This is a genomic window from Marinobacter sp. W-8, assembly GCF_044342215.1.
In the GTDB taxonomy this organism is placed as follows: domain Bacteria; phylum Pseudomonadota; class Gammaproteobacteria; order Pseudomonadales; family Oleiphilaceae; genus Marinobacter; species Marinobacter nauticus.
The window spans coordinates 2,203,234-2,226,491 of the sequence record NZ_CP172297.1; the positions used below are offsets into that span (position 1 = coordinate 2,203,234).

Consider the following 23,258-nt stretch of genomic DNA (forward strand, 5'->3'; position numbering starts at 1 on the left):
TCACGCCCCCAACCCTGCTGACACCAATGCCTCAGCCAGCGCCTCGAGAAAACGTTCATTCTCTTGCGGAAGGCCAACCGAAACGCGCAGGTGGCGGGGCATGCCATAACCGGCAACCGGGCGCACAATCACGCCATGGGCCAACAAGGCCTGATAGATACCGGCAGCTGGCTCACCCACTTCCACGGCAATGAAGTTGCCCGCCGAAGGGATGTAGGATAGCCCCATGCGATCGAAGCCTTCCGCCAGTTGTTGCAGGCCGGCTTCGTTCACCTCCCGGGATTTCTGCAGATAGACTTCATCCTCAAGAACAGCTGTGGCCGCCGCCAGGGCAACGGTATCGACATTGAAGGGTTGGCGAACCCGGTTCAGGATGTCAGCAATGGCCAGAGAACTGATGCTGTAGCCCACTCGCAGCGCTGCCAGCCCCCACGCTTTGGAAAAGGTACGGCAGACAATCAGGTTCGGGTATTTGTCCAGCAGCCGAATACCATCCGGATACTCGTCACCAACGAGGTATTCGCAGTAGGCTTCATCCAGAACAACCAGAACCTGTTCAGGGATACGATCCAGAAACGCTTCAATCGCATCGGCCGTGTGTACGGTACCGGTGGGATTATTCGGATTAGCAACAAACACCAGCTTGGTGCGCTCGGTCACCGCATCGGCCATGGCATCCAGATCGTGCCCCCAGCCTTTTGCAGGCACCGCCACACCTCGGGCGCCAATCGCCTGGGTTACCAGCGGGTAAACCGCGAAGGCATACTGGGAGAACACCACTTCGCTATCAGAGTCGGCGAAACACCGGGCAATGACTTCCAGCACATCGTTGGAACCATTCCCGAGGGTGATCTGGCTCATTTCCACGCCAAAGCGACTGGCCAGAGCCTGCTTCAGATCAAAGCCATTGCCGTCCGGGTACAGGCACATTTCATCGAGGGCATTTCGGGCGGCCGATAACGCTTTCTCACTCGGCCCAAGCGGGTTCTCATTGCTGGCCAGCTTGATGATCTCCGACGGATTCAATCCCAGCTCCCGGGCCAGCTCTTCAATCGGCTTGCCGGGCTGGTACGGAGACAGAGCCTGAACACCTTTTACCGCAAGACTCTGGTAATCCACTGACATTGAACTCTCCTCAGGATCGACATTCGAAATCAAAGTACGCCGATGGGATAGGACCCCAGGCGCTTCAGCTCCACGGCTTCTTCATCAATTTCAGCCAGTACCTTGCTGATCCTGTCATCCTGCATGTGACCTTCGAAATCAATGTAGAAAACATAAGCCCAGGTGCCACTGGGCGAAGGCCGCGTTTCAATCCGTGTCAGACTGATGCCGTGACGATGGAACGGCTCAAGCAGCTGGTACAAAGCGCCCGGCTTGTTGCGCATGGAGACCAGAATCGAGGACTTGTCCTGGCCACTGGCCGGCACCTCCTCCCGCCCAATGATCAGGAAGCGGGTGGTATTGTCCGGGCGATCCTCAATGCTGTTAGCCAGCTTTTCCAGACCGTACAGCTCCGCCGCCATATCTCCGGCAATCGCCGCCGCACCCGGCTCTTCAGCCGCACGGCGCGCCGCCTCGGCATTGCTGGAAACGGTAATACGCTCAATACCGTAGCGATGTGTATCCAGCCACTGCCGGCACTGGGCGAACGACTGTTGATGGGAATAGATGCGGGTAATTTCCTCATCCTTGTGCTTCGGCGATACCAGCAGATGATGATGAATGCGAAGCTGCACCTCACCGCAGATTTTCAACGACGAAGACATGAACATATCCAGGGTGTGATTGATCATACCCTCAGTGGAATTCTCCACCGGCACCACGCCGTAATGCGCCGCACCGGACTCCACCTCGCGGAATACCGCATCAATCGCAGGCAGCGGCACGCTGACGACAGAGTGGCCGAAGTGTTTGAGCGCCGCCGCCTGGGTGAAGGTGCCTACCGGGCCCAGGAAGGCAATATGCATGGGCTTTTCCAGCGCCAGGCAAGCCGACATGATCTCACGGAACAGCCGCGCCATCTCCTCAGCGGGCAAAGGCCCCGGGTTCTTTTCCTTGATCCGGCGCAACACCTGAGCTTCGCGTTCAGGCCGGTAAAAGAATACATCCTCACCGGGATTGGCCGCCATTTTGACACGGGCCACTTCCTGCGCACATTTCGCCCGGGCACTGATCAGCTCCATGATCTGCTGATCGAGGGCGTCGATCTCCTCCCTTAATTCCCCCAGGCGGGTCTTCTCATCCGTCATGATCAGCCCCGCTCCTTCGCAAATTCCGCCATGTAGTCGATCAGGGCGTCGACACCTTCTTCCGGCATGGCGTTGTAGATGCTGGCACGCATACCACCGACCGAGCGGTGGCCCTGCAGGTTGAGCAGATGCCGGGCTTCAGCGCCTTTCAGAAATTCAGCATTAAGCGCATCATCGGCCAGAGTGAACGGTACGTTCATCCAGGAGCGGAAGCGTGGTTCAATGGGGTTGGCGTAGAAATCGTTGCCATCAATGAAACCATACAGCTTCTTTGCTTTCCGGGCGTTCATCTCGCCCATGGCTTGAACACCGCCCTGCTCTTTCAGCCACTTGAACACCAGCCCGGACAGGTACCAGGAATAGGTCGCCGGGGTGTTGTACATGGAGCCGTTATCGGCGATGACCTGATAGTTCATCATGGTCGGCGTCTCTTTCCGGGCCTTACCCAGGAGATCCCTACGGATAATTACCACCACCAGGCCCGAGGGGCCGATGTTCTTCTGGGCGCCGGCATAGATCAGACCGAATTTGCTGATATCCAGCGGCCGGGACAGCATGGTGGAAGACATATCCGCCACCAGCGGCACATTGCCACTGTCCGGAATAAAATCGTATTCCAGACCACCGATGGTTTCGTTCGGCGTGTAATGCAGGTAAGCGGCATCGGCGCTGGTGTTCCAGGCGGACTGATCCGGAATGGTGGTAAACCCGCTGTCTTCAGAGCTCGCAACCACATTCACATTACCGTAGCGCTTGGCTTCGGCAATGGCCTTTTTCGACCAGATGCCGGTATTCACATAATCGGCCGAGGCCTTGTCACCAAGCAGATTCAGCGGAATGGTCGAGAACTGACTGGAAGCTCCACCCTGCATGAAGAGTACGGCGTAATCATCTGAAATACCGGCCAATTCACGGAGATCCTTCTCAGCCGCTTCTGCAATGGCAACAAACTCATCGCTGCGATGACTCATCTCCATCACCGACATGCCGGTGCCGCGCCAATCGAGCATTTCGCTCTGGGCCTGCTTCAGCACAGCTTCCGGCAAGGTGGCCGGACCAGCACAGAAATTGAACGCCCTGCTCATTCTTCGGTTTCCTCGCCTTCCACTTCTTCATCATCGGATTCTGCAATCCGCTCCACACCCACCAGGCGCTCATCTTCCTGGGCCAGACGGATCAGACGCACGCCCTGGGTATTCCGGCTCAGTACCGACACCTCATCAGTGCGGGTACGCACCAGTGTGCCCTTGTCGGAGATCAGCATCATCTGGTCGCCATCAAACAGTTGCAGCGCAGTCACCAGATTACCGTTTCGCTCGGAGCACTGCATGGCGATAACGCCCTGGCTGCCACGGCTGTAGGCCGGGAATTCATCAATGGCCGTGCGCTTGCCATAACCATGCTCACTGGCCGTCAGAATCACACCGCCTTCCTGCGGAATGATCAGGGACACGACATGGTGGCCTTCCGGCATCTTGATACCGCGGACACCACGAGCCGTCCTGCTCATCGGGCGAACCTGCTCTTCCTGGAAGCGCACCGCTTTACCGGCACTGGAGAACAGCATCACTTCGGCAGAACCATCGGTAATGGCGGCACCAATCAGGGTGTCACCCTCATCGAGATTCAAGGCAATCAGGCCACTGCTGCGTGGGCGCGAGAAGTTCGGCAGCGGTGTCTTCTTGACCACACCGGCCGAGGTGGCCATCAGCACAAACTGGTCTTCCGGGTAATCACGTACCGGCAGGAAGGTGGTAATACGCTCACCTTCGTCCAGCGGCAGGATGTTGACCATGGGCCGGCCGCGGGAGCCACGGCTGCCGCGGGGAATCTCGAACACCCGCAGCCAGTACACCTTACCCTTGTTGGAGAAGCACAGAATGGTGTCGTGGGAATTCGCAACCAGCAGCTTCTCGATAAAGTCTTCGTCCTTCATCGACGTTGCCGCTTTACCCCGGCCACCACGACGCTGGGCCTGGTAATCCTCAACGGCCTGGGTCTTGGCATAGCCACTGTGGGAAATAGTCACCACCAGATCTTCTTCGTCGATCAGGTCTGCAATGGTCAGGTCGCGACGGGAGCTGGTGATCTCAGTACGACGCTCATCGCCATACTGGCTGACAATCTCTGCCAGTTCGTCACGAATCACCTGCATGAGACGCTCGGGATCACCCAGGATATCCAGCAGATCGGCAATCTTCTCGAGGATTTCCTTGTACTCGTTCTGGAGCTTTTCGGTCTCCAGACCGGTCAGGCGATGCAGTCGCAGATCCAGAATCGCCTGGGCCTGCTCCGGCGACAGGTGGTACAGGCCGTCACGCAGGCCATAGATCTCGGGCAAGTCGTCCGGACGGCAAGCATCCTCGCCGGCACGCTCCAGCATGGCGAGTACGTCGCCAGGTGCCCAGCCCTTGTCCATCAGCTTTTCTTTCGCTTCTGCAGCAGAGGGCGACTGTTTGATCAACTCGATGATTTCATCAATGTTGGCCAGGGCAACGGTGAGACCTTCCAGAATATGGCCCCGCTCACGAGCCTTGCGCAGCTCATAAATAGTGCGGCGGGTGACCACTTCCCGACGATGGCGCACAAACGCATCGAGCATTTCTTTCAGGTTCAGGGTCTTGGGCTCGCCGTTGATCAGCGCCACCATGTTGATACCGAACACGGTTTCCAGTTGAGTCTGGGCGAACAGATTGTTGATGATCACATCCGGGTTCTCGCCCCGGCGCAATTCGATCACAACCCGGATACCTTCCTTGTTCGATTCATCACGCAGCTCGGAGATACCTTCCAGGCGCTTTTCTTTCACCAGTTCCGCGATCTTCTCGATCAGACGGGCCTTGTTCAACTGATAAGGTAGCTCGGTGATGATGATGGATTCGCGGCCGGTCTTCTTGTCCTGCTCAATCTCGTGGCGGGCACGGATATAAATGCGGCCACGGCCCGTACGGTAGGCTTCCACAATACCGGCACGGCCGTTGATGATGCCCTGGGTGGGGAAGTCCGGGCCCGGGATGAATTCCATCAGCTCATCGACCGTGAGATCCGGGTTATCGATCAGTGCCAGGCAGCCGTTCACCACTTCCGTCAGGTTGTGGGGCGGAATGTTGGTGGCCATACCCACGGCAATACCGGAGGAGCCGTTCACCAGCAGATTAGGCACACGGGTCGGCAGGACTTCCGGAATACGTTCGGTGCCGTCGTAGTTGTCTACGTAATCGACGGTTTCCTTGTCGAGATCCGCCAGCAGCGAATGGGCGATCTTCTCCATGCGGATTTCGGTGTAACGCATGGCGGCGGCATTGTCGCCGTCGATGGAACCGAAGTTACCCTGGCCGTCTACCAGCGGGTAGCGCAGGGAGAATGGCTGAGCCATTCGAACGATGGTGTCGTATACCGCAGAGTCACCGTGGGGGTGATATTTACCGATAACGTCACCCACCACACGGGCAGACTTCTTGTAGGCCTTGTTCCAGTCGTTACCCAACTCGGACATGGCGAACAGCACCCGGCGGTGTACCGGCTTCAGGCCGTCCCGGACATCGGGTAATGCCCGGCCAACGATAACGCTCATGGCGTAATCGAGGTAGGACTGTTTCAACTCGTCTTCAATATTGACCGGCAGGATCTCTTTGGCTAACTCACCCATCGAGAAAGGTTCCTTTGCGTTATCTGGAAGTCGTTCCGGGGCCGTTTCCGGGCCCCGTCTTTATTCTTCAACAAGCCGCCAAGCATACCACAGACCACCCCCGCCAGGGGCAACTGTGGTAAAGCCTTAATCAAACACCACGGTCTTGTTTTCGTAGGTAATCACGCGGTCTTCAATGTGGGACCGCAGGCCCCGGGCCAGCACGTTCTTTTCCACATCCTTGCCCAGGCGAACCATGTCTTCGATGGAGTCGCTGTGACTGATCCGGATGACGTCCTGCTCGATGATCGGACCCTCGTCCAGATCCTCGGTGACATAGTGGCAGGTGGCACCAATCAGCTTCACACCCCGGCTATAGGCCTGATGGTAGGGACGGGCACCGGCGAACGATGGCAGGAAGCTGTGGTGAATATTGATCACCTTGCCGGAGTACTTTCCGCACAGCTCGGCAGGCAGAATCTGCATGTAACGGGCCAGCACCACCACGTCGGTTTCGTATTGCTGGAACAGCTCGTCGATATGGGCGAAGGCCTCAGCCTTGTTCTCTTTGCTCACCGGCACATGGTGGTAAGGAATCTCGTGCCACTCCACCATACGGCGCAGATCATCGTGGTTGGAAATCACCGCAACGATCTCGCAGTTGAGCTCTTTGCTGTGCCAACGGTGCAACAGATCGGCCAGGCAGTGTGATTCCTTGCTGCACATCAGGATAACCCGCTTGGGGCGCGCGGAATCAGCAATGTGCCAGTTCATGTTGAACTCGCGGGCAATCGGCTCAAAGGCGGCACGGAACTGGTCCAGCCCGAACGGTATCGATTCGGCCTTGATTTCATGCCGCATGAAAAACCAGCCGGCCTGGGTATCGGAGTGGTGGCTCGCCTCGGTAATCCAGCCGTTATAGGTGGACAGAAAATTACTCACCTTGGCAACAATCCCGACCCTGTCCGGGCAGGAAATAACAAGACGATAGGTATGCTCCATGAAGCCTTTCCTTAACTTGAATCCGGGGAAAGCGGGCGCGACAGGAAACCACAAACCGGACATTCACGGCGATGGTCGGTACGCACCGGTAAAAATGACCGGCTATGATAGCCTATCTGACAGCCAGAAACGAGGAATCCGACCATGGACAGAGTGATCTACAGCCCCGCTTCGAAAATCAGCCACAGACCGCTCTGGAGAGCGACAGCCGCGCTGATGCTTTTCCTGCTCGCCTTCAACACAAGCGCCAACGAACAAGCCATTCTGGAAGGGGAGCGTTTCCATCCGGTTCAGGGCACCCAGGGTATGGTTGCCACCAGCCACACCCTGGCCACAGAGGTTGCCCTGAAGGTATTGCAAGACGGAGGCAACGCCATTGATGCCGCTGTTACCGCCGGCTTCGCCCTGGCCGTCACCCAACCCCGTTCCGGCAATATTGGCGGTGGCGGCTTTCTGGTCTACTCGCCCGGTAACGGTGATGCCCCGGAAGCCATTGATTATCGCGAAACCGCACCGGCTGCAGCCACCGAAACCATGTTTCAGGATCAGGACGGCAATGTCGTGAGCGAGCGCAGCCGCTTTAGCCACAAGGCCGCCGGGGTACCCGGCACCGTTGCCGGGCTGGCACTGGCTCTGGAGCGGCACGGCACCCTGAACCTGAGCCAAGCCCTGGCCCCGGCCATTCGCCTGGCACGGGAGGGCTTTGTGGTACCCCACCGATTCACCGAAGGCCTGGAGCAGGCCCGGGACCGCCTTGAACGCTGGCCAGCCACCCGCGCTACCTTCTATAAAAAAGATGGATCGGCCCCACAACCGGGCGAAGTGTTTCGCCAGCCGGAACTGGCCGACACCCTCCAGCGCATTGCCGAGCAGGGCGTAAAAGGCTTCTATGAAGGCGAAACCGCACAGTTGATTGTGGCGGAAATGCAACGGGGCGAGGGTCTGATTACTCTGGAAGACCTGCGCAACTACGAACCGGCCGTTCGCCAGCCGGTCCACGGCACCTATCGGGGATTTGATATCTACTCCATGTCGCCGCCCTCCTCTGGCGGCACTCACATCGTGCAGATCCTCAACATTCTGGAGGACTACCCCATCGGCGAATGGGGGCACAACTCCGCAAACACTATCCACCACATGGCCGAGGCCATGAAACTGGCATACGCAGATCGCTCGGAATACCTGGGTGATACAGACTTCGTAGCTGTGCCGCTGGAAGGGCTAACCAGCAAGGGCTACGCCGACCAACTTCGCACATCCATCAAGGCAGACAAGGCCCGGCCCGCCAGCGAGATCGCGCCTGGAAAACCTGGGCCCCGGGAAAGCCCGGAAACCACACACTTCTCGGTGGTGGACCGCTGGGGCAACGCGGTATCAAACACCTACACCATCAATTTCAGCTATGGCTCGGGCATTACCGTGGCCGGTGCCGGCTTTCTGCTCAATAACGAGATGGACGATTTCAGCGCCAAGCCGGGGGTTCCCAATGCTTATGGCCTGATCGGCGGCGAAGCCAACAAGGTGGAGCCAGGTAAACGCATGCTCAGCTCCATGTCGCCGACCATCGTACGAAAGGACGACCGCAATTTCCTGGTAACCGGCAGCCCCGGCGGCTCCCGGATCATCACCACCACCTTGCAGGTGATCATGAATGTGCTCGACCATAATATGAACATACAGACAGCCGTCAGTGCGCCGCGCATCCACCACCAGTGGTTACCGGACGAGATTCGGGTGGAACAGGGTATCAGCCCAGACACTCTTGATCTGCTCCGGGCGCGAGGGCACACCATCAACACCGGCTCGGCCATGGGCGCCATCCAGAGCATCCTGATTGGCGAAGACGGCACGCTTTACGGCGGAGCCGATCCCCGGCGCAGCACCTCGTCTGCCACGGGATTCTGAGCCATTCAATATTGACCGGGCGCATCCCGGACAGGAGGTAACTGATGTATCTTTCCGTACAACTGAGCTGCTATCCGCTCAAGGACGACTACAAACAACCGATCTGGGATCTGATTGCACGCCTGGAACAGACCAGCCTTGAGGTCCACCCTGGTCGCATGAGTACCGAGATCTTCGGCGAGTATGACGAAGTGATGAAGGTGCTCTCAGACACCATGAAATGGTCTTTCGAGACCTACGGCAAATCGGTGTTTGTAGCAAAAATCATGGAGGGTGACCGGAGGCCGAAATGACACCCAGCAACGAACCCGGAAAGCAGGATCAGTCACCGCAGCCGCAACCGGCGATACCCAACCAGTACTCGTTTCTGTGGTTGAGCGCGGCCATTTTCCTGATGTTCCTGTGGCTACAGGGCAATAACCAACAGCAACAACAGGAACTGGCTTATTCCGAGTTCAAACAGGCCGTCATGGGCGGCCAGGTTGCCGAAGTTACCCTGCGTACCGAAGAGATCAGCGGACGCTTTACGGATTCCGGTGCCAGCCGGTTTTCCAACGACAGCCGTCCACCGTCGAGCAGTTTCATAACGCTCAGGCCACAGGTGGAAGACCCGGAGCTGCTACCACTACTGGAAAAACAAGAAGTCCTGGTTCGGGGCTCCCGCTCCGGCCGCCCCTGGTGGCAGGAGCTGATCCTGGGCTTCCTGCCCTGGATCCTGTTACTGGCGCTGATGTTCTGGTTCTGGGGTGCCGCCCAGAAACGCATGACTCAGGGCGGCGGCCCCTTTGACTATGGCAAGTCCAGGGCCCGCCGCGCCCGCAGAGAAACCTCCACCACGACACTGAACGACGTGGCGGGCATTGAGTCTGCAAAACGGGACATTGCCGAGATTATCGACTTCCTCAAGTCGCCGGATAAGTATCGGCGCCTGGGTGCCATCATGCCCAAGGGGATTCTCCTGGTCGGCCCGCCGGGCACCGGCAAGACACTGCTGGCACGGGCCATTGCCGGTGAGGCGGAAGTCCCCTTCTTCAGTATCAGCGCCTCCGAATTCATCGAGATGTTCGTGGGCGTTGGCGCCGCGCGGGTTCGGGACATGTTCCAGACGGCTCGCAAGGAAGCCCCGGCACTAATCTTTATTGATGAGCTGGACGCCGTCGGACGCTCACGGGGCGCCGGCCTGGGGGGCGGCCACGACGAGCGCGAGCAGACTCTGAACCAGATCCTCACGGAAATGGACGGCTTCGAGGCCCATGAGAACATTCTGGTGCTGGCCGCCACCAACCGGCCGGATGTCCTGGACACCGCGCTACTGCGCCCGGGCCGGTTTGATCGGAAAATCACCCTGGACCGCCCTCACCGGGAGGCCCGGGAAGCTATTCTGAAGGTCCATGTGCGCAAGGTGCCGCTGGCTGCGGATGTAGACCTGACGCAGGTGGCCGCACGCACGACCGGCTTCTCCGGCGCCGACCTGAAAAACCTGGTGAACGAAGCGGCCCTTACAGCCGCCCGAGACAACCTCGTTGAGGTAAACAACCACTGTTTTGAAGTGGCCCACGATCGCCTGATTCTGGGTGAAGAAAGGGACGCCCAGTTAACACCGGAAGAGCGTGAAGCCGTGGCCTACCACGAATGCGGGCATGCCATTATGGCCTATTACATGCCCAAGGCAGATCCTCTCACCAAGATCACCATTATTCCCCACGGCATGGCCATGGGAGTGACCGAACAGACCCCGAAAGAAGACAAATACAATTACACCGAAAGTTACCTGGAGGACCGCATCAAGGTGATGCTGGGCGGGCGTTCTGCCGAAAAAATCATCTACGGGGAAGTCAGTACCGGCGCCCAGAATGACCTGAAAGAAGCCACCAAACTGCTGAGACGAATGGTCGGCCAGTGGGGCATGAGCGAAAAGATCGGCCCGCTGGGCCTGGGCATCGGCGAAGAACATGTGTTCCTTGGCCGGGAAATGGGCGCGCCCCGGGAGTACAGCGAAAAACTCGCGGAAATGATCGACTCGGAAATCCAGTCGCAATTACTGGCCTTTGAAGCCTTTACCGTGAACTTCCTGACCGAACACCGGCAGGAACTGGATGCCCTTGCCAGAGCCGTCATGAAAAGGGAAACCCTGTCAGCCGGGGAAATAACCGAGGTGCTGGAGGAAGCCCGCAGCCGGGAGATTGCCTGAACAATCGACGGCGGTGGCGTAGGGCTCTCAAGGCGTGATGGTGACCGGCAGATTCAACTGGGCAAGCAAGGCCTCCGCGCCCTGCTGCTCGAACAGGCTGCACTGACGGCTGATCACCAGCTGGGAGGCCCTCTCCTCCCGAACTGCACGGGCCATGGCAGCCGCGCCGGCTTTGGGCAAACGCTTGACGCGGGCAGGAATGCCACCGGTTTCCAGCATGGCGGCAAGCTCCTCAAGCAATCCATGATCATCAGCGGCATCCGAGCGCACCAGTACCGTCAGCGCCCGCTGCCCACGCCTGGCCAGCTCCACGCCTACCCGCACAGCCCGATGATTCGCGCCCTGATCGTGGTTCAGCAACACCACCACCCTGCCCGGTGGTAATGAGCGCGATTCCGGCCACAACAGCACATCTCCCGGCGCCTGCCGCAACAGGTCCCGCGCGGTTGAGCCCAGCTTGAAAGATGAAATACCGGACCAGCCAGCCCCGCCGAGCACCAACAAATCATCAGGCTGTACCAGCCCCAATACCTGCTCTACCACTTCACCCCGGCATAATCTCAGTGCCTGGGCCACACCCCAGGGCGCCAGGGTTCGCTCGAGAGTACGGCGAAGCTTCTCTGCAGTTGCCTGCATACGGACTTCCAGAGCGTCGACATCCATTGGCCTCGCCACGCCGGAACTCCGGCCCACTTCCCGGGCAAAACCGTAACCGGCACTACGCAGCAGGCTTACTTCCTCCACAAAGATACCCAGAACTTCGGCTTGCTGCGCACGAGCAATGTCTGCCGCAGCCTCCAGGGCTGCCAGACTCCGCCTGGAACCATCCAGCAACACCAATATCCGCCGGGCTACGGCGGGGTCTGGCTCCGGAGTTTTATGACTGACCGTAGTGTCCGCCATTGCCATTATCCTGACCCGTGTCTTTGTCCTTGCTTTTGCCAACCTCGGCAAACGCGGCCAGCCTGTCTGCCACGCGTCGGTTAAAGCTGCCCTCAGGGAACACGCCATCAGCATCCGGTTGCCCCGGCTCCAGGCCCGTCAACAACTCAATGGCCTGGTCGATATGGGTAACGGGATAAATGGAGAACCTTCCGTCCTGCACCGCTTCCCGCACCGATTCATTCAGCATCAGATGCTCCACATTGCTGGCCGGCAACAAGGCTCCCTGGCTATTCACGCCTCCGTCCTGCCCGCAGACATTAAAGAAGCCTTCAATTTTTTCGTTGACGCCGCCCACTGCCTGCACCTCACCATGCTGGTTCATGGAACCGGTTACCGCCAGTGATTGCTTGAGCGGAATGCCAGCGATGGCAGACAACAACACACAGGTTTCCGCCACCGAGGCAGAATCCCCTTCCACGCCACCGTAGGACTGCTCAAAGGCCAGACTGGCCGACAGTGACAGCTCATTCATTGGCGCATAACGATTGGCCAGGAACCGGGACAGAATCATCACCGCCTTGCTGTGGATCGGCCCACCAAGCTTGGCTTCCCGCTCGATATCCACCACCTGGCCCTTGCCAGGGCGCGCCGTAGCTGTAATTCGGGTGGGCTGGCCAAAGCGGGTGGCACCTAGCTGCAGTACCGACAGACCATTCACCTGTCCCACCTGCTCGCCCTGAGTGGCAATCATCACCACACCTCGGCGAATCTGCTCCAGACTACGCTCGCGGACCCGGCTCGCCCGGTAGTCCCGCTCGTCAATGGCCTGCTGCACATGGCTGGCGCACACGTGTGGGCTGTCGGCCACACCAGCCCAATGATCCGCCTCGGTGAGCAGATCTTTCAGTACACGATCATGAGCCGTCAGCTTGTTCTGATCGCTGGCCAGACGGCTCGCGTGTTCAATCAACCTGGCAACCGCCTCCCTGTCCAGGATTCTTACGCCAGCCGACCGGGCCATGGTGGCAATCATCCGGGCGTAGAGTAAGTAGCTGGCCTCATCCCGCTCCATGTCGTCTTCAAAATCCGCTTCCACCTTGAACAGGTCCAGAAAGTCCGGATCGTAGTGGGACAGCAGGTAATACAGCATCCGGTCGCCAAGCAGCACCACCTTTACCGAAAGCGGAATCGGCTCCGGTTGTTGGCTTACCGTGGTGGCGAGGCCATACAGGCGCTCCAGGGATTCGATGCGGATCTCGCCGGAAAAGAGTATGCGTTTGAGGCTTTCCCAGGCCATGGGCTGCGACAGTACCCGCCGGGCGTCGAGGATCAGGTAGCCCCCGTTGGCCCGATGCAGAGCCCCGGCCCGAATCAGGGTGAAATCCGTGTACAGGTTACCCTGGTGGGCCCGGTGTTCGATCTGACCTGCCAGGTGTTGGTGGTTGGGAAGATCTTCATAGATGACGGGGGCCCCACGGGTCTCGGCATTATCCACCAGCAGGTTCACCCGGTAGCGGTTCAACAACCCTGCCGGTGCGCCGTTTTCAGTATCCTGAAACGCCTCGGCATGCTCCACCACATCCTCTCGCACCGCGTCGAGGTGAGCCACCACGGCCGGCACGTGCTCCCACTTCTCGCGCAGCTCCCCCATGGGGCCGCCCAGGGTAAGCTGAACCATTTCTTCATTCAGGGCATGGACCCGCTCCCGGACTTCCTTGCGCAGCCGGGGCACCTGCTGGATGGCCTGCTGCAGCTTTTTCTGGAGGTCTTCCACCTTGGATTCCACCAACTCCTTTTCCTCATCGGAGAAGGTCTTGTATTCCTCAGGTTCAATCACCTCGCCGTTGCGCATGGGCGCGAAGGTAAAACCTGCCGGGGTGGTGAGCATGGCTATATTGTTGGCGTTTGCCTCTTCCTGAATCTCAGACAGGCCTTGCTGCTGGCGCCGGGTAACCTCTTCCTGCAATTCCTGAATACGGGCCTGGTATTCCTCGCTTTCAAAGGTGGCCGGTATGGTGGTCTTCAGTTCGTTGGCCAGTTCGCTCATATCGGCCTTGAACAAGCGACCCTCCCCCGGCGGCAGCTCAATGGCCCCGGGTTTGTCCGACTGCTGAAAATTGAACACATGACACCAGTCCGACGGCACCGGTTTTTCCGCGGCATGGCTGGCCAATACCCGCCGTACCAGCTCATGCTTGCCGGCACCGGAGGGCCCCAACACGAACAGGTTAAACCCCTGGGCCTTCATGCTGGCCCCGAATTCCAGGGCACGCAGTGCCCGGTCCTGACCGAAGGGCAGAGCCAGATCTTGCAGACTTTCCGTGGTTTCAAAATCCAGTTTGTCCAGCGGGCACCGATGGTAGATCTGTGCTTCGGTCAGAGCGTCGGGCAGAGCCATCCGTCCTCCTTATGGCTTAGGCGTTGCCTTCCAGTTTGTCCTGGGTGCGCAAATCAAAATCGCTGGCATCGTGCCGCTCGTGCAGCTGGGAGGCAAGATCGCCCCAGGCCTTGTTCACCATACGGCCACGCTTTACTGCCGGGCGCTTGGCCACCTCGTCGGTCCAGCGAACCACGTTGGTATAGGTGTGGGCTTCCAGGAATTCGGCCGCCTCGTACACCATGTTTTTCACCAGGGCTCCGTACCAGGGCCAGATGGCCATGTCGGCGATGGTGTATTCATCACCGGCAATGTACTGGTTATCCGCCAGCTGACGATCGAGCACGTCCAACTGGCGCTTCACTTCCATAGTGTAGCGGTTGATGGGGTACTCGTACTTTTCTGGCGCGTAGGCATAAAAGTGACCAAAGCCGCCTCCCAGGAAAGGCGCACTGCCCATCTGCCAGAACAGCCAGTTCATGGTTTCGGTGCGTTTGGCCGGGTCCCTGGGCAGAAATGCATCAAACTTCTCCGCCAGGTAGAACAGAATGGAACCAGACTCAAAAACCCGGATGGCCGGGTCCACACTGCGATCCAGCATGGCAGGGATCTTGGAGTTGGGATTCACCTTCACGAACCCGCTGCTGAACTGATCCCCTTCGGTGATGCGAATCAGCCAGGCATCGTATTCCGCCTCCTTGATGCCTTTTTCCAGCAGCTCCTCAAACATGACCGTTGCCTTGACACCGTTGGGCGTTGCCAGGGAATAAAGCTGGAACGGATGCTCCCCCACCGGCAGCTCTTTTTCATGGGTAGGGCCGGCGATGGGGCGGTTGATGTTAGAGAACTTGCCGCCGTTGTTCGGATCCCATTTCCAGACTTTCGGAGGTGTGTAAGTTGGGTCACTCATTCCGTTTTCTCCCATTGGCTTTACAGGGTTAGTGGCATGACTGTAACCGAATCCGGCACGGGTACGCACGTGGAATACGTCTGCGCGGGATCAATAATCGGTCATCGGTATTGGGCTATACTCGGCTCTGGATCAACTGGACTGCAATGGAACCTGCCATGGCGTGTCACGCCGACCGGACCGCTCCTGTCTTTCAAACGAAAGGCCTGACCAAAACCTACCGTCAGGGCGATGTGGAAGTGCATGCACTGCGGGGGGTCGATATCAGCCTTTATCCGGGGGAGCTGGTAGTAATGCTTGGCGCCTCAGGCTCAGGCAAATCCACGCTTCTGAACATTCTGGGCGGACTGGATGTGCCCACTACCGGCGAAGTTCGTTATCAGGACATCGATCTGGCCGGCGCCTCAGACCGGGAGCTTACCCGCTATCGCCGGGATTATGTCGGGTTCGTGTTTCAGTTTTACAACCTCATCCCCAGCCTGACCGCCCGCGAAAACGTCATCGCCGTGACCGAGATTGCCCGTGACCCCATGGCGCCGGAAGAAGCCCTGGACATGGTGGGCCTGGCCAGTCGCCTGGACCATTTTCCGGCTCAGCTTTCCGGTGGCGAGCAACAAAGAGTGGCCATTGCCAGAGCCATATCCAAGCGACCCCGGGTGCTGCTGTGCGATGAGCCTACCGGAGCCCTGGACTCGGCCACCGGTATTCTGGTCCTCGCGGCATTGGAACGGGCCAACCGGGAAACCGGCACCACCACGGTGATCATCACCCACAATGCTTCAATCGCGAACATGGCGGACAGAGTGATCACCCTTTCGGATGGCGTGATCAGCGGTGAGCACCGCAACTCAGAACGCCAGGACCCGAACACCCTGAGCTGGTGATGCCATGATTTTCGGGCCGAGCGTACTGCACACCAAACTGCGACGGGAAATCTGGCAGATGCGCGGCCAGTTGCTGGCGATCGCGCTGGTGATTGCGGGCGGGATCGCGGTTTGCCTGATGTCCCTGGTCAATTACTCCTCCCTCACAGCCACCCGGGATCAGTACTATCAGGAGCACCAGTTTGCTGATGTTTTCGTTTCGGTAAAACGGGCCCCCCGCCATGTGCTGAAAACGGTTTCCGAGCTACCGGGTGTGACCCGCCTGAGCGGCCGGGTGGAAGGCGCCGCGAAGCTCAATCTCCCCGATTACGATGAACCTGTGTCGGCCCACCTGGTGTCTGTTCCTCCGACCGGCCAACCCGGGGTAAACCAGTTGTATGTCCGGCAAGGTCGACTGCCAAGCGCCACCCACGCCAATGAAGTCGCAATCATTGGCAGCTTCGCGGATGCGCACCAGCTCACTCTGGACGACAGTTTCAACGCCATCATCAATGGCCGACAACAAACCCTGAAAATCGTGGGCATTGTCGAGTCGCCGGAATTCATCTACGTGATACCTCCGGGGGGCATGCTGCCGGATTATCAGCGCTTTGGCGTGCTCTGGCTGAATCAGGAAGCACTGGCCGCCGCCATGGACATGCGGGGCGCCTTCAACAGCCTGGCACTGCAGATCGACCCACGGCATCCTGTGGAAGATGTGATCGACCCGCTGGACCGGTTGCTGGCGCGCTACGGCAGTACCGGTGCGTTCGCCCGGGCTGACCAGTTCTCACACCGTTTTCTCAGTGACGAGCTCGAGCAGCTGAAGGCCATGGCGATTATCTTTCCGTCCATTTTTATGGGCGTCGCCATGTTTCTGCTCAATGTGGTGGTGACACGCCTGATCAGTACCCAGCGGGAAATCATCGCCATTCTCAAAGCCTTCGGCTACAGCAATGGCCAGATCGGCTGGCACTATAGCCAACTGGTGCTGGCCATTGCGTTTACCGGGCTTGCCATCGGCTGCGCCAGTGGCCTCTGGCTGGGGCATCGGTTGGGAGAGCTGTATATGGATTACTACCGCTTCCCTTCGCTACTGTTCCGAATCAATCCCTGGTGGCTGGCGTTACTGGCCCTGATCAGTATGGCAGTTGCACTGCTCGGCGGCTGGCGCTCCATCCGCGCGGCGGCCGCCCTGCCCCCGGCGGAAGCCATGCAGCCCGAGAGCCCCGCCCGATACCGGGTTACCGTTACCGAACGGGTGCTGGGCTGGGTGCGCTTTCATCAGCCTTCACGCATGATCGTCAGGCAGCTTGCCCGCAAGCCTGGCCGAACCGCCCTCTCGGTATTCGGCATTGCCATGGCCACGGCCATCGTGGTGGTGGGCAATTTCCAGTTCAGCTCTGTTTCGCTGATGGTGCACACCCAATTCGCCCGGGTGCAGAAGCAGGACCTGACCGCCACACTCACCGACCCGGTCGACCCGACCGCACTGTACGGAATGGCGCGCCAATCCGGTGTGCGTTACGTCGAAGGACGCCGGGCCGTTACCGTAGAGCTGGTTAACGAACACCGCAGATGGCGCACGGTGCTCACCGGCTTGCCCCGGGACGCCAAACTGCAATTCGTGGTTAACCAGGATCTGGAGAACGTGGCCATTCCTGCTGCCGGCCTGTTGGTAACCGACTTTCTGGCCAAGGCCCTGAATGTTGAGACCGGAGACACAGTTCGGGTGCGAGTGCTGGAAGGCCGACGCCCGGAACTGGATCTCACGGTGGCTGGCATTACCAGCGAGTTCCTCGGTGTGGGCGCCTACATGAATCTGGCCGCCATGAACAAGGCGCTTCGCGAAGGCCCGAGAGTGAACCAGATGCTGATGAATCTGGCGCCGGAGCAAACCAACACCGTCTACCAGGAACTCCGGGATACGCCGGGAGTGATGGCCACCAATCTGCGACAGGCAATGCTCGACAGTTTCTTCGAGACGCTCGCGCGCACCTTCCTGACCTACACCTTCATCATCAGCCTGCTCGGCGGCATTATTGCTTTTGGTGTGATCTACAATACCGCGCGGATTTCCCTGGCCGAACGGGGGCGAGACCTGGCGAGCTTGAGAGTACTGGGGTACAGCCACAACGAAGTCGCCCACATTCTGCTCGGGGAACTGGCCATACTGCTGTTACTGGGAATTCCTCTGGGTTGGGCGATTGGTTTTGGACTGGCAAGTTTTGTGGTTACCGCGATGCAGACCGAACTCTATCGCGTTCCTCTGGTCCTGACCGGCCAAACCCTGGCATTGGCGGCCAACGTGGTCATTTTGTCGGCATTGATTTCCGGCTTCATCACCTGGTGGCGACTTCGTAAACTGGACCTTGTCGCGGTTCTGAAAACCCGGGAATAATGCACACACACTCACATGGGACCCAACATGGCGACACAACGCATCTCAAAAGGAAAATGGGCCTTCTGGCTTTTGATGGCCTCACTAGCCGCCATCGTCTTCGCGCTTATCCTGCGGCCAGAGCCCGTTTGGGTTGACCTTGCCCCCGTCGAGCGCGGCCCCATGGAAGTGACCATTCTTGAAGAGGGCAAAACCCGGGTCAAAGATCGCTATCTGATTTCCTCCCCTGTGGCCGGCTATATTCACCGGGTTCAGCTGGACGTAGGCGACGCGGTGATTCCCGGGGAGCTACTGACGTTTGTGGACCCGACGCCCGCCAGCATCCTGGACGCCCGGACCCGTGCCGAAGCCGAGGCTCGGGCAGCCGCCGCCCAGGCAGCACTTCAATCCATCCAACAAAAGGTTCAGGCGGCGGAGGCTGATGCTGAGTTCGCTCAGAATGAATACCAGCGCCTGCTCGCTCTGGAAGAATCCCGCTTTGTCTCCACCGAACAGTTACAACAGGCGAAATCCACGGCAGCCCGGGCACAGGCAATCCTGCGTTCCGCCCGCTTTGATGAAGAGGTGGCCGCCCATGAACTGGCCGCCGCTCAAACCCGGCTGCAGATTTCAACCGCGTCCTCCAATGGTCAGAAACCTGCCGAGCGGGTCGCCGTGCGCTCTCCGGTTAACGGCGCGGTTCTGGCTCTGGTTCGCCAGAGCGAGGGCGTCATCCAGGCCGGCGAGCCGATACTGGAGGTCGGAGACCCTGGCGCTCTGGAAGTGGTGGTCGAGGTCTTGAGTTTCGATGCCGTCAAACTGGAACCCGGCCTTGGCGTGCGACTGAGTGGCTGGGGCGGGCCGGTACTGGAAGCAACGGTTCGTCGTATCGAGCCTATCGGGTTTGAGGATGTATCCGCTCTGGGCGTGGAAGAACAACGGGTTCAGGTTATTGCCGATATGGTCAGCCCACGGGAGCAGTGGCGACAGCTGGGAGACGGCTACCGAGTGGACGCTGACTTTATCCTGTGGCAAAGCGAAGACACCTTGCAGGTACCCACCTCAGCGATCTTCGAATACAACGGCGCTTCTGCGGTTTTCGTGGTTGAGAGCGAGACGGCGAGACGCCGGACAGTCACAACAGGACCATCCAACGGTTTAATGACCCAGGTAACGCAGGGACTGCAGGAGGGCGTTCAGGTGGTCCGGCACCCCGGCCGTGGCCTGGAAGACGGCGATCAGGTTCGGATACGATAACGAACCCCGCACAAACCCTGCCCCAACGGCCCAGTTAACGTTCGCCCTGAGCTTTCACAGCGTCGATCCATTTGCCATACCCCGCGGCTTCCATTTGCTCCAGCGGGATGAACTTCATGGCTGCGGAATTCATACAATAGCGCAATCCCGTCGGCGCCGGACCATCGTCAAAGACATGGCCCAGATGAGAATCAGCATGGGCACTGCGAATCTCCGTCCGGGTCATGAAAAACGACTTGTCCTCACGTTCTACCACTGCCTCTGGCGTTATCGGGCGAGTGAAGCTCGGCCAGCCGGTACCGGACTTGTACTTATCCCGTGAGGAGAACAGCGGCTCACCGGAAACGACATCCACATAAAGCCCCTCCCTGGTGTTGTCCCAGTAGGTATTGTTGAAGGCGTGTTCAGTACCATCCTCCTGCGTGACCTCATACTGCATTTCCGTCAAACGCTGCCGAAGAGTCTTGTCATCCGGCTTTTGAAAACGTTCGGGGTTAAAACCCCCGCTTGCCGCCGCTTCTGTCGGATCGTCCTCCGCAGGCATCGAGTCATTGACTCCGGTATTGGGCTGATAGCGCGAGAAATCCAGCTCATAATCCTCGCCATAGACCTCTTCAATAAACTGATAACGACCCGAATTGAAGGTATAGAACTTGTAGCGGACCGGATTCTTCTTGTAGTAGTCCTGGTGGTATTCCTCCGCCGGATAGAATCTCTTGAGCGGCTCAATGGGGATCACCACCGGTTTGTCATAGACGCCGGAAGCCTCCAGTGCCTGCTTTGCCGCCTCTGCGAGGCGCTTCTGCTCCTCGTTGTGGTAAAAAATGGTGGGCCGGTACTGCCGACCACGGTCAACGAACTGGCCCTCCAGGTCGGTCGGATTCATCATTCGCCAGAGGCCGGCCAGCAAGCCCTCATAGGTCATTTTATCCGGGTCGTAATATACCTGGACGGCTTCAGTGTGGCCTGTGCGCCCGGAAGAGACCTGTTTATAGGTCGGACTTTTTTCTTCTCCACCAGCGTAGCCAGACACTGCCTCGACAACACCAGGAATCTTTTCGTAGCCGGCTTCTACGCACCAGAAACAGCCGCCAGCAAAGGTTGCCACGGCCAGATCCGGATCATCCGGTGCATAGGCATTACCTGCACTATCCACTCGCTCTGCTGCCACCTGTGCCGCAAAAAGACCGGCGGCGGAGACCAGCGCCAGGGCGGAAAACAGACCTTTAACTTTGCGTTTCATGACACTTCTCCTCGCTTGAATCCATAATCACAGCCTAGCGATCTGAATTCACAAAAACGTTCAGCAACTATCACAAATCTATAACGCAGCGGAAAGCTAGCTGGAGGAAGCTAACGGTAGCCAGAGGGTAAAGACAGCACCGTTCGCATTGTGCGCTGAGAGCCTGCCATGCTGCAGGACGACCAAGCGCTGGGCGATCGCAAGTCCCAGGCCGGCATGCCCGGTGCGTTCGGCTCCGGCGGCCTGGTAGAAGGGGTCAAACACCTGGCCAAGGTCTTCTTGGCGGATGCCAGGCCCAGCATCGGCAACAGTGATCGCTGCTCCACCATCCCGTACTGACATCGTGAGTATGACTCTTGTATTTCGCGGAGAATGGGCGATGGCATTGCTGATGAGATTGTCCAGAACCCGCTCGGTCATCGCAATATCCGCCAGCACGCTCTCGGTCTCTGTCGCCGAAATGATGAGTTCAACACCAGCTCGGTCTGCCGCAGGTCTATGCTTCTGAACGACGTCGTAGAGCAACTCGGCAATGACAAACGGCTCGATATCCGGCTGTTTTTCACGGGCGTCCAGGGCGGCCAGCTCGAACAACTCCTCAACCTGCCTGCCCAACCGGTGTGTTTCTGACAGGGCCACCGCCAGGAACCGTCCTCGCTCTTCGGCTTCCAGGGTCTCATGCTTCATCCGCAGCGCTTCCAGGTAGCCCTGAATAGACGCCAGCGGTGTTCGAAGATCGTGAGACACCTGAGCAACCAGCTGTCGACGCTGGGCGTCTTTGTGCTTCAGGAGATCCAGTTGCGCCACAATGCGTCGCGCCATGAGATCAAACCGAGAGGCCAGGTAATCAATGTCGTCGCCCTTCTCGGCCAGTGGAGGACTCTGCTCAGAGGACAATTCCCGTTCAAACGACTCCACCCGTTCAGTCAGCCGGGACAGCCGCCGCGTTAACATTCGGAAGAACACCAACCCGGCCAGGAGCCCGACGAGCAGGCTCACCGCCAGGGCGCCTGCGCCCATCTGCAACAACCGGTTGCTGTGCACCATGCTCTCCGCGAGGTCGAATTCTTCACCCCTCAGAACCACATAAAGATAGCCGGCAGGGTCGATTGCCGAGGGAACAGGGGTTACAGAGAACACTTTTTGCCGATCGTGACTACGAGGGTCGTCCCCCGGCAGAGGATAGGCGTCCGGGTTTTCGAGCAGTGTCTGGATTGGTTCGAGGGATACCCGATTGCGCTTGATTCGGTCCGGATCGGCGGAATAGGCAAGAATGGCCCCGTCGGTATCCAACAGGTAAATCTCAAGGCTGGGATTGATCGTCATATACAGCTCGAACAGCTGCTTCAGGGCATCCCGATTCAACTGGCCATCGGTGACCAGATTTCGGTCAGAGACCAGATTCTGCGCCAGATTCCGGTTCAGTTGCTGGTTAACGGCAGCCGAATACTCCCTGACCGAGGCCAGGCTCAGCAAAGTGAATAGCCCGCCCACCACCAACAGCAGCAGGAACAGACCAATGGCCAGCCTCGCATACAGGGTTCGAAGCACGGAAAGGCCCATGGTTAATCCATAAACCGATAGCCCACGCCCCAGACCGTCTGAACGTAACGCGGTTCGGCCGGATCGGGCTCAATCTTGTTACGCAGGCGGTTGATATGGGTGTTTACGGTGTGCTCGTAGCCGTCGTGATTGTACCCCCAGACGGCATCCAGCAATTGGGCCCGGCTGAAAACCCGGCCACGATGGGAAGCAAAGTGCCACAGAAGATCGAACTCACGGGCGGTCAGATCGAGCTCGCGGCACTCCAGGAACACCCGGCGCCGAACCGGATCAATCCGCAGCCCGTCCGCCTCAATCTCCGCCACATCGTCTTCGGCTGAGCTCTTCCGGGAGAGCGCGTCCACGCGCCGGAACAGAGCTTTGATGCGAGCGGACAGTTCCGCCACGCTGAAAGGCTTGGTGAGGTAGTCATCCGCCCCCATTTCCAGCCCCAGCACCCTGTCCAGCTCGGTGCTCTTGGCGGTCAGCATGAGCACCGGCACATAACCCGCACTGGAGCGTATTTCCCGGCACACCGCCAGGCCATCCAGGCCCGGAAGCATGAGGTCCAGAATCACCAGGTCAATACCACCGTCCCGGAAACGCGCCAGGCCGCTGTCGCCCCGGTCCCGAAGAACCGCAGTCATGCCCAGGTCGGATACCTGCATGCGGACCAGTTCGCCGATACCGGGATTGTCTTCGATTATCAATACCGTGCGCGGCATGCAGCTGAGGGCTCCTTTCGGTCAACACTGACTGTCAATCCAGTATTATCGTCAGTCCTCTGAGTCTATCGTGGAAAGTTCACAAAACCATAAACTTC

17 protein-coding genes are annotated in these 23,258 nt (G+C 58.8%); 6 read left to right on the forward strand and 11 right to left on the reverse strand.

Annotated elements, in window-relative coordinates; all coding sequences use genetic code 11:
- The 5 genes from hisC to purU all read right to left on the reverse strand — a co-directional run bounded on the left by hisC (position 1) and on the right by purU (position 6,882).
- Positions 1–1,125 carry a histidinol-phosphate transaminase gene (gene hisC, locus ACF8YQ_RS10285; protein ID WP_396621310.1) on the reverse strand — a complete coding sequence of 375 codons (1,125 nt, stop codon included), beginning with the start codon at positions 1,123–1,125 and terminating at the stop codon, positions 1–3.
- Positions 1,126–1,154: 29 nt separating this feature from the next.
- On the reverse strand, positions 1,155–2,252 hold the full coding sequence (pheA, locus tag ACF8YQ_RS10290; RefSeq protein ID WP_396621311.1) for a prephenate dehydratase: 1,098 nt from the start codon (positions 2,250–2,252) through the stop codon (positions 1,155–1,157).
- 2 nt (positions 2,253–2,254) lie between these two features.
- The gene (gene serC, locus ACF8YQ_RS10295) at positions 2,255–3,337 is read right to left on the reverse strand and encodes a 3-phosphoserine/phosphohydroxythreonine transaminase (RefSeq protein WP_396621312.1); all 1,083 of its coding nucleotides are present in this window, start codon (positions 3,335–3,337) and stop codon (positions 2,255–2,257) included.
- Positions 3,334–5,901, reverse strand: a complete 2,568-nt coding sequence (gene gyrA / locus ACF8YQ_RS10300) for a DNA gyrase subunit A (protein WP_396621313.1) — start codon at positions 5,899–5,901, stop codon at positions 3,334–3,336. Before gyrA ends, serC begins: the two co-directional genes overlap by 4 nt.
- Before the next feature lie 126 nt (positions 5,902–6,027).
- Positions 6,028–6,882 carry a formyltetrahydrofolate deformylase gene (purU, locus tag ACF8YQ_RS10305; protein ID WP_153741059.1) on the reverse strand — a complete coding sequence of 285 codons (855 nt, stop codon included), beginning with the start codon at positions 6,880–6,882 and terminating at the stop codon, positions 6,028–6,030.
- Positions 6,883–7,026: 144 nt separating this feature from the next.
- Between purU and ggt the strand changes: the two genes are divergently transcribed.
- From ggt to ftsH, 3 genes are read left to right on the forward strand one after another with little or no spacing between them, the layout of a single operon-like run.
- Positions 7,027–8,787: a gamma-glutamyltransferase gene (gene ggt / locus ACF8YQ_RS10310; protein ID WP_396621314.1), complete on the forward strand. Its 1,761-nt coding sequence runs from the start codon at positions 7,027–7,029 to the stop codon at positions 8,785–8,787.
- Positions 8,788–8,831: 44 nt separating this feature from the next.
- Positions 8,832–9,080, forward strand: coding sequence for a YkoF family thiamine/hydroxymethylpyrimidine-binding protein (locus ACF8YQ_RS10315; protein ID WP_011784528.1), 249 nt, complete (start codon positions 8,832–8,834; stop codon positions 9,078–9,080).
- Positions 9,077–10,978: an ATP-dependent zinc metalloprotease FtsH gene (ftsH, locus tag ACF8YQ_RS10320; RefSeq protein WP_396621315.1), complete on the forward strand. Its 1,902-nt coding sequence runs from the start codon at positions 9,077–9,079 to the stop codon at positions 10,976–10,978. Before ACF8YQ_RS10315 ends, ftsH begins: the two co-directional genes overlap by 4 nt.
- Positions 10,979–11,005: 27 nt before the next feature.
- Here ftsH and ACF8YQ_RS10325 read toward each other — a convergent pair whose 3' ends face one another.
- Genes ACF8YQ_RS10325 through yghU form a run of 3 tightly spaced genes read right to left on the reverse strand, consistent with a single transcriptional unit; the run spans position 11,006 to position 15,150 of the window.
- Complete coding sequence (locus ACF8YQ_RS10325; RefSeq protein WP_396621316.1) at positions 11,006–11,881, reverse strand: universal stress protein; 876 nt, start codon at positions 11,879–11,881, stop codon at positions 11,006–11,008.
- Entirely contained in the window at positions 11,856–14,261 is a 2,406-nt protein-coding gene (locus tag ACF8YQ_RS10330) for a Lon protease family protein (RefSeq protein ID WP_396621317.1), read from the reverse strand. Before ACF8YQ_RS10330 ends, ACF8YQ_RS10325 begins: the two co-directional genes overlap by 26 nt.
- Before the next feature lie 16 nt (positions 14,262–14,277).
- Positions 14,278–15,150, reverse strand: a complete 873-nt coding sequence (gene yghU / locus ACF8YQ_RS10335; RefSeq protein ID WP_022992571.1) for a glutathione-dependent disulfide-bond oxidoreductase — start codon at positions 15,148–15,150, stop codon at positions 14,278–14,280.
- 146 nt (positions 15,151–15,296) lie between these two features.
- Between yghU and ACF8YQ_RS10340 the strand changes: the two genes are divergently transcribed.
- From ACF8YQ_RS10340 to ACF8YQ_RS10350, 3 genes are read left to right on the forward strand one after another with little or no spacing between them, the layout of a single operon-like run.
- A complete protein-coding gene (locus ACF8YQ_RS10340; protein WP_011784524.1) occupies positions 15,297–16,034 on the forward strand; it encodes an ABC transporter ATP-binding protein in 738 nt (245 codons plus the stop codon).
- Positions 16,035–16,038: 4 nt separating this feature from the next.
- A complete protein-coding gene (locus ACF8YQ_RS10345) occupies positions 16,039–18,414 on the forward strand; it encodes an ABC transporter permease (RefSeq protein WP_396621318.1) in 2,376 nt (791 codons plus the stop codon).
- 27 nt (positions 18,415–18,441) lie between these two features.
- Complete coding sequence (locus ACF8YQ_RS10350; protein ID WP_396621319.1) at positions 18,442–19,650, forward strand: efflux RND transporter periplasmic adaptor subunit; 1,209 nt, start codon at positions 18,442–18,444, stop codon at positions 19,648–19,650.
- Positions 19,651–19,684: 34 nt separating this feature from the next.
- On the opposite strand, the gene msrB is transcribed toward ACF8YQ_RS10350, so the two are convergent.
- The 3 genes from msrB to ACF8YQ_RS10365 form a co-directional block, all read right to left on the reverse strand.
- Positions 19,685–20,893: a peptide-methionine (R)-S-oxide reductase MsrB gene (gene msrB / locus ACF8YQ_RS10355; RefSeq protein WP_396621320.1), complete on the reverse strand. Its 1,209-nt coding sequence runs from the start codon at positions 20,891–20,893 to the stop codon at positions 19,685–19,687.
- 96 nt (positions 20,894–20,989) lie between these two features.
- Complete coding sequence (locus ACF8YQ_RS10360; protein ID WP_396621321.1) at positions 20,990–22,456, reverse strand: ATP-binding protein; 1,467 nt, start codon at positions 22,454–22,456, stop codon at positions 20,990–20,992.
- Between the two features lie 2 nt (positions 22,457–22,458).
- A complete protein-coding gene (locus ACF8YQ_RS10365) occupies positions 22,459–23,160 on the reverse strand; it encodes a response regulator transcription factor (RefSeq protein WP_014421837.1) in 702 nt (233 codons plus the stop codon).
- Between the last annotated feature and the right edge of the window lie 98 nt (positions 23,161–23,258).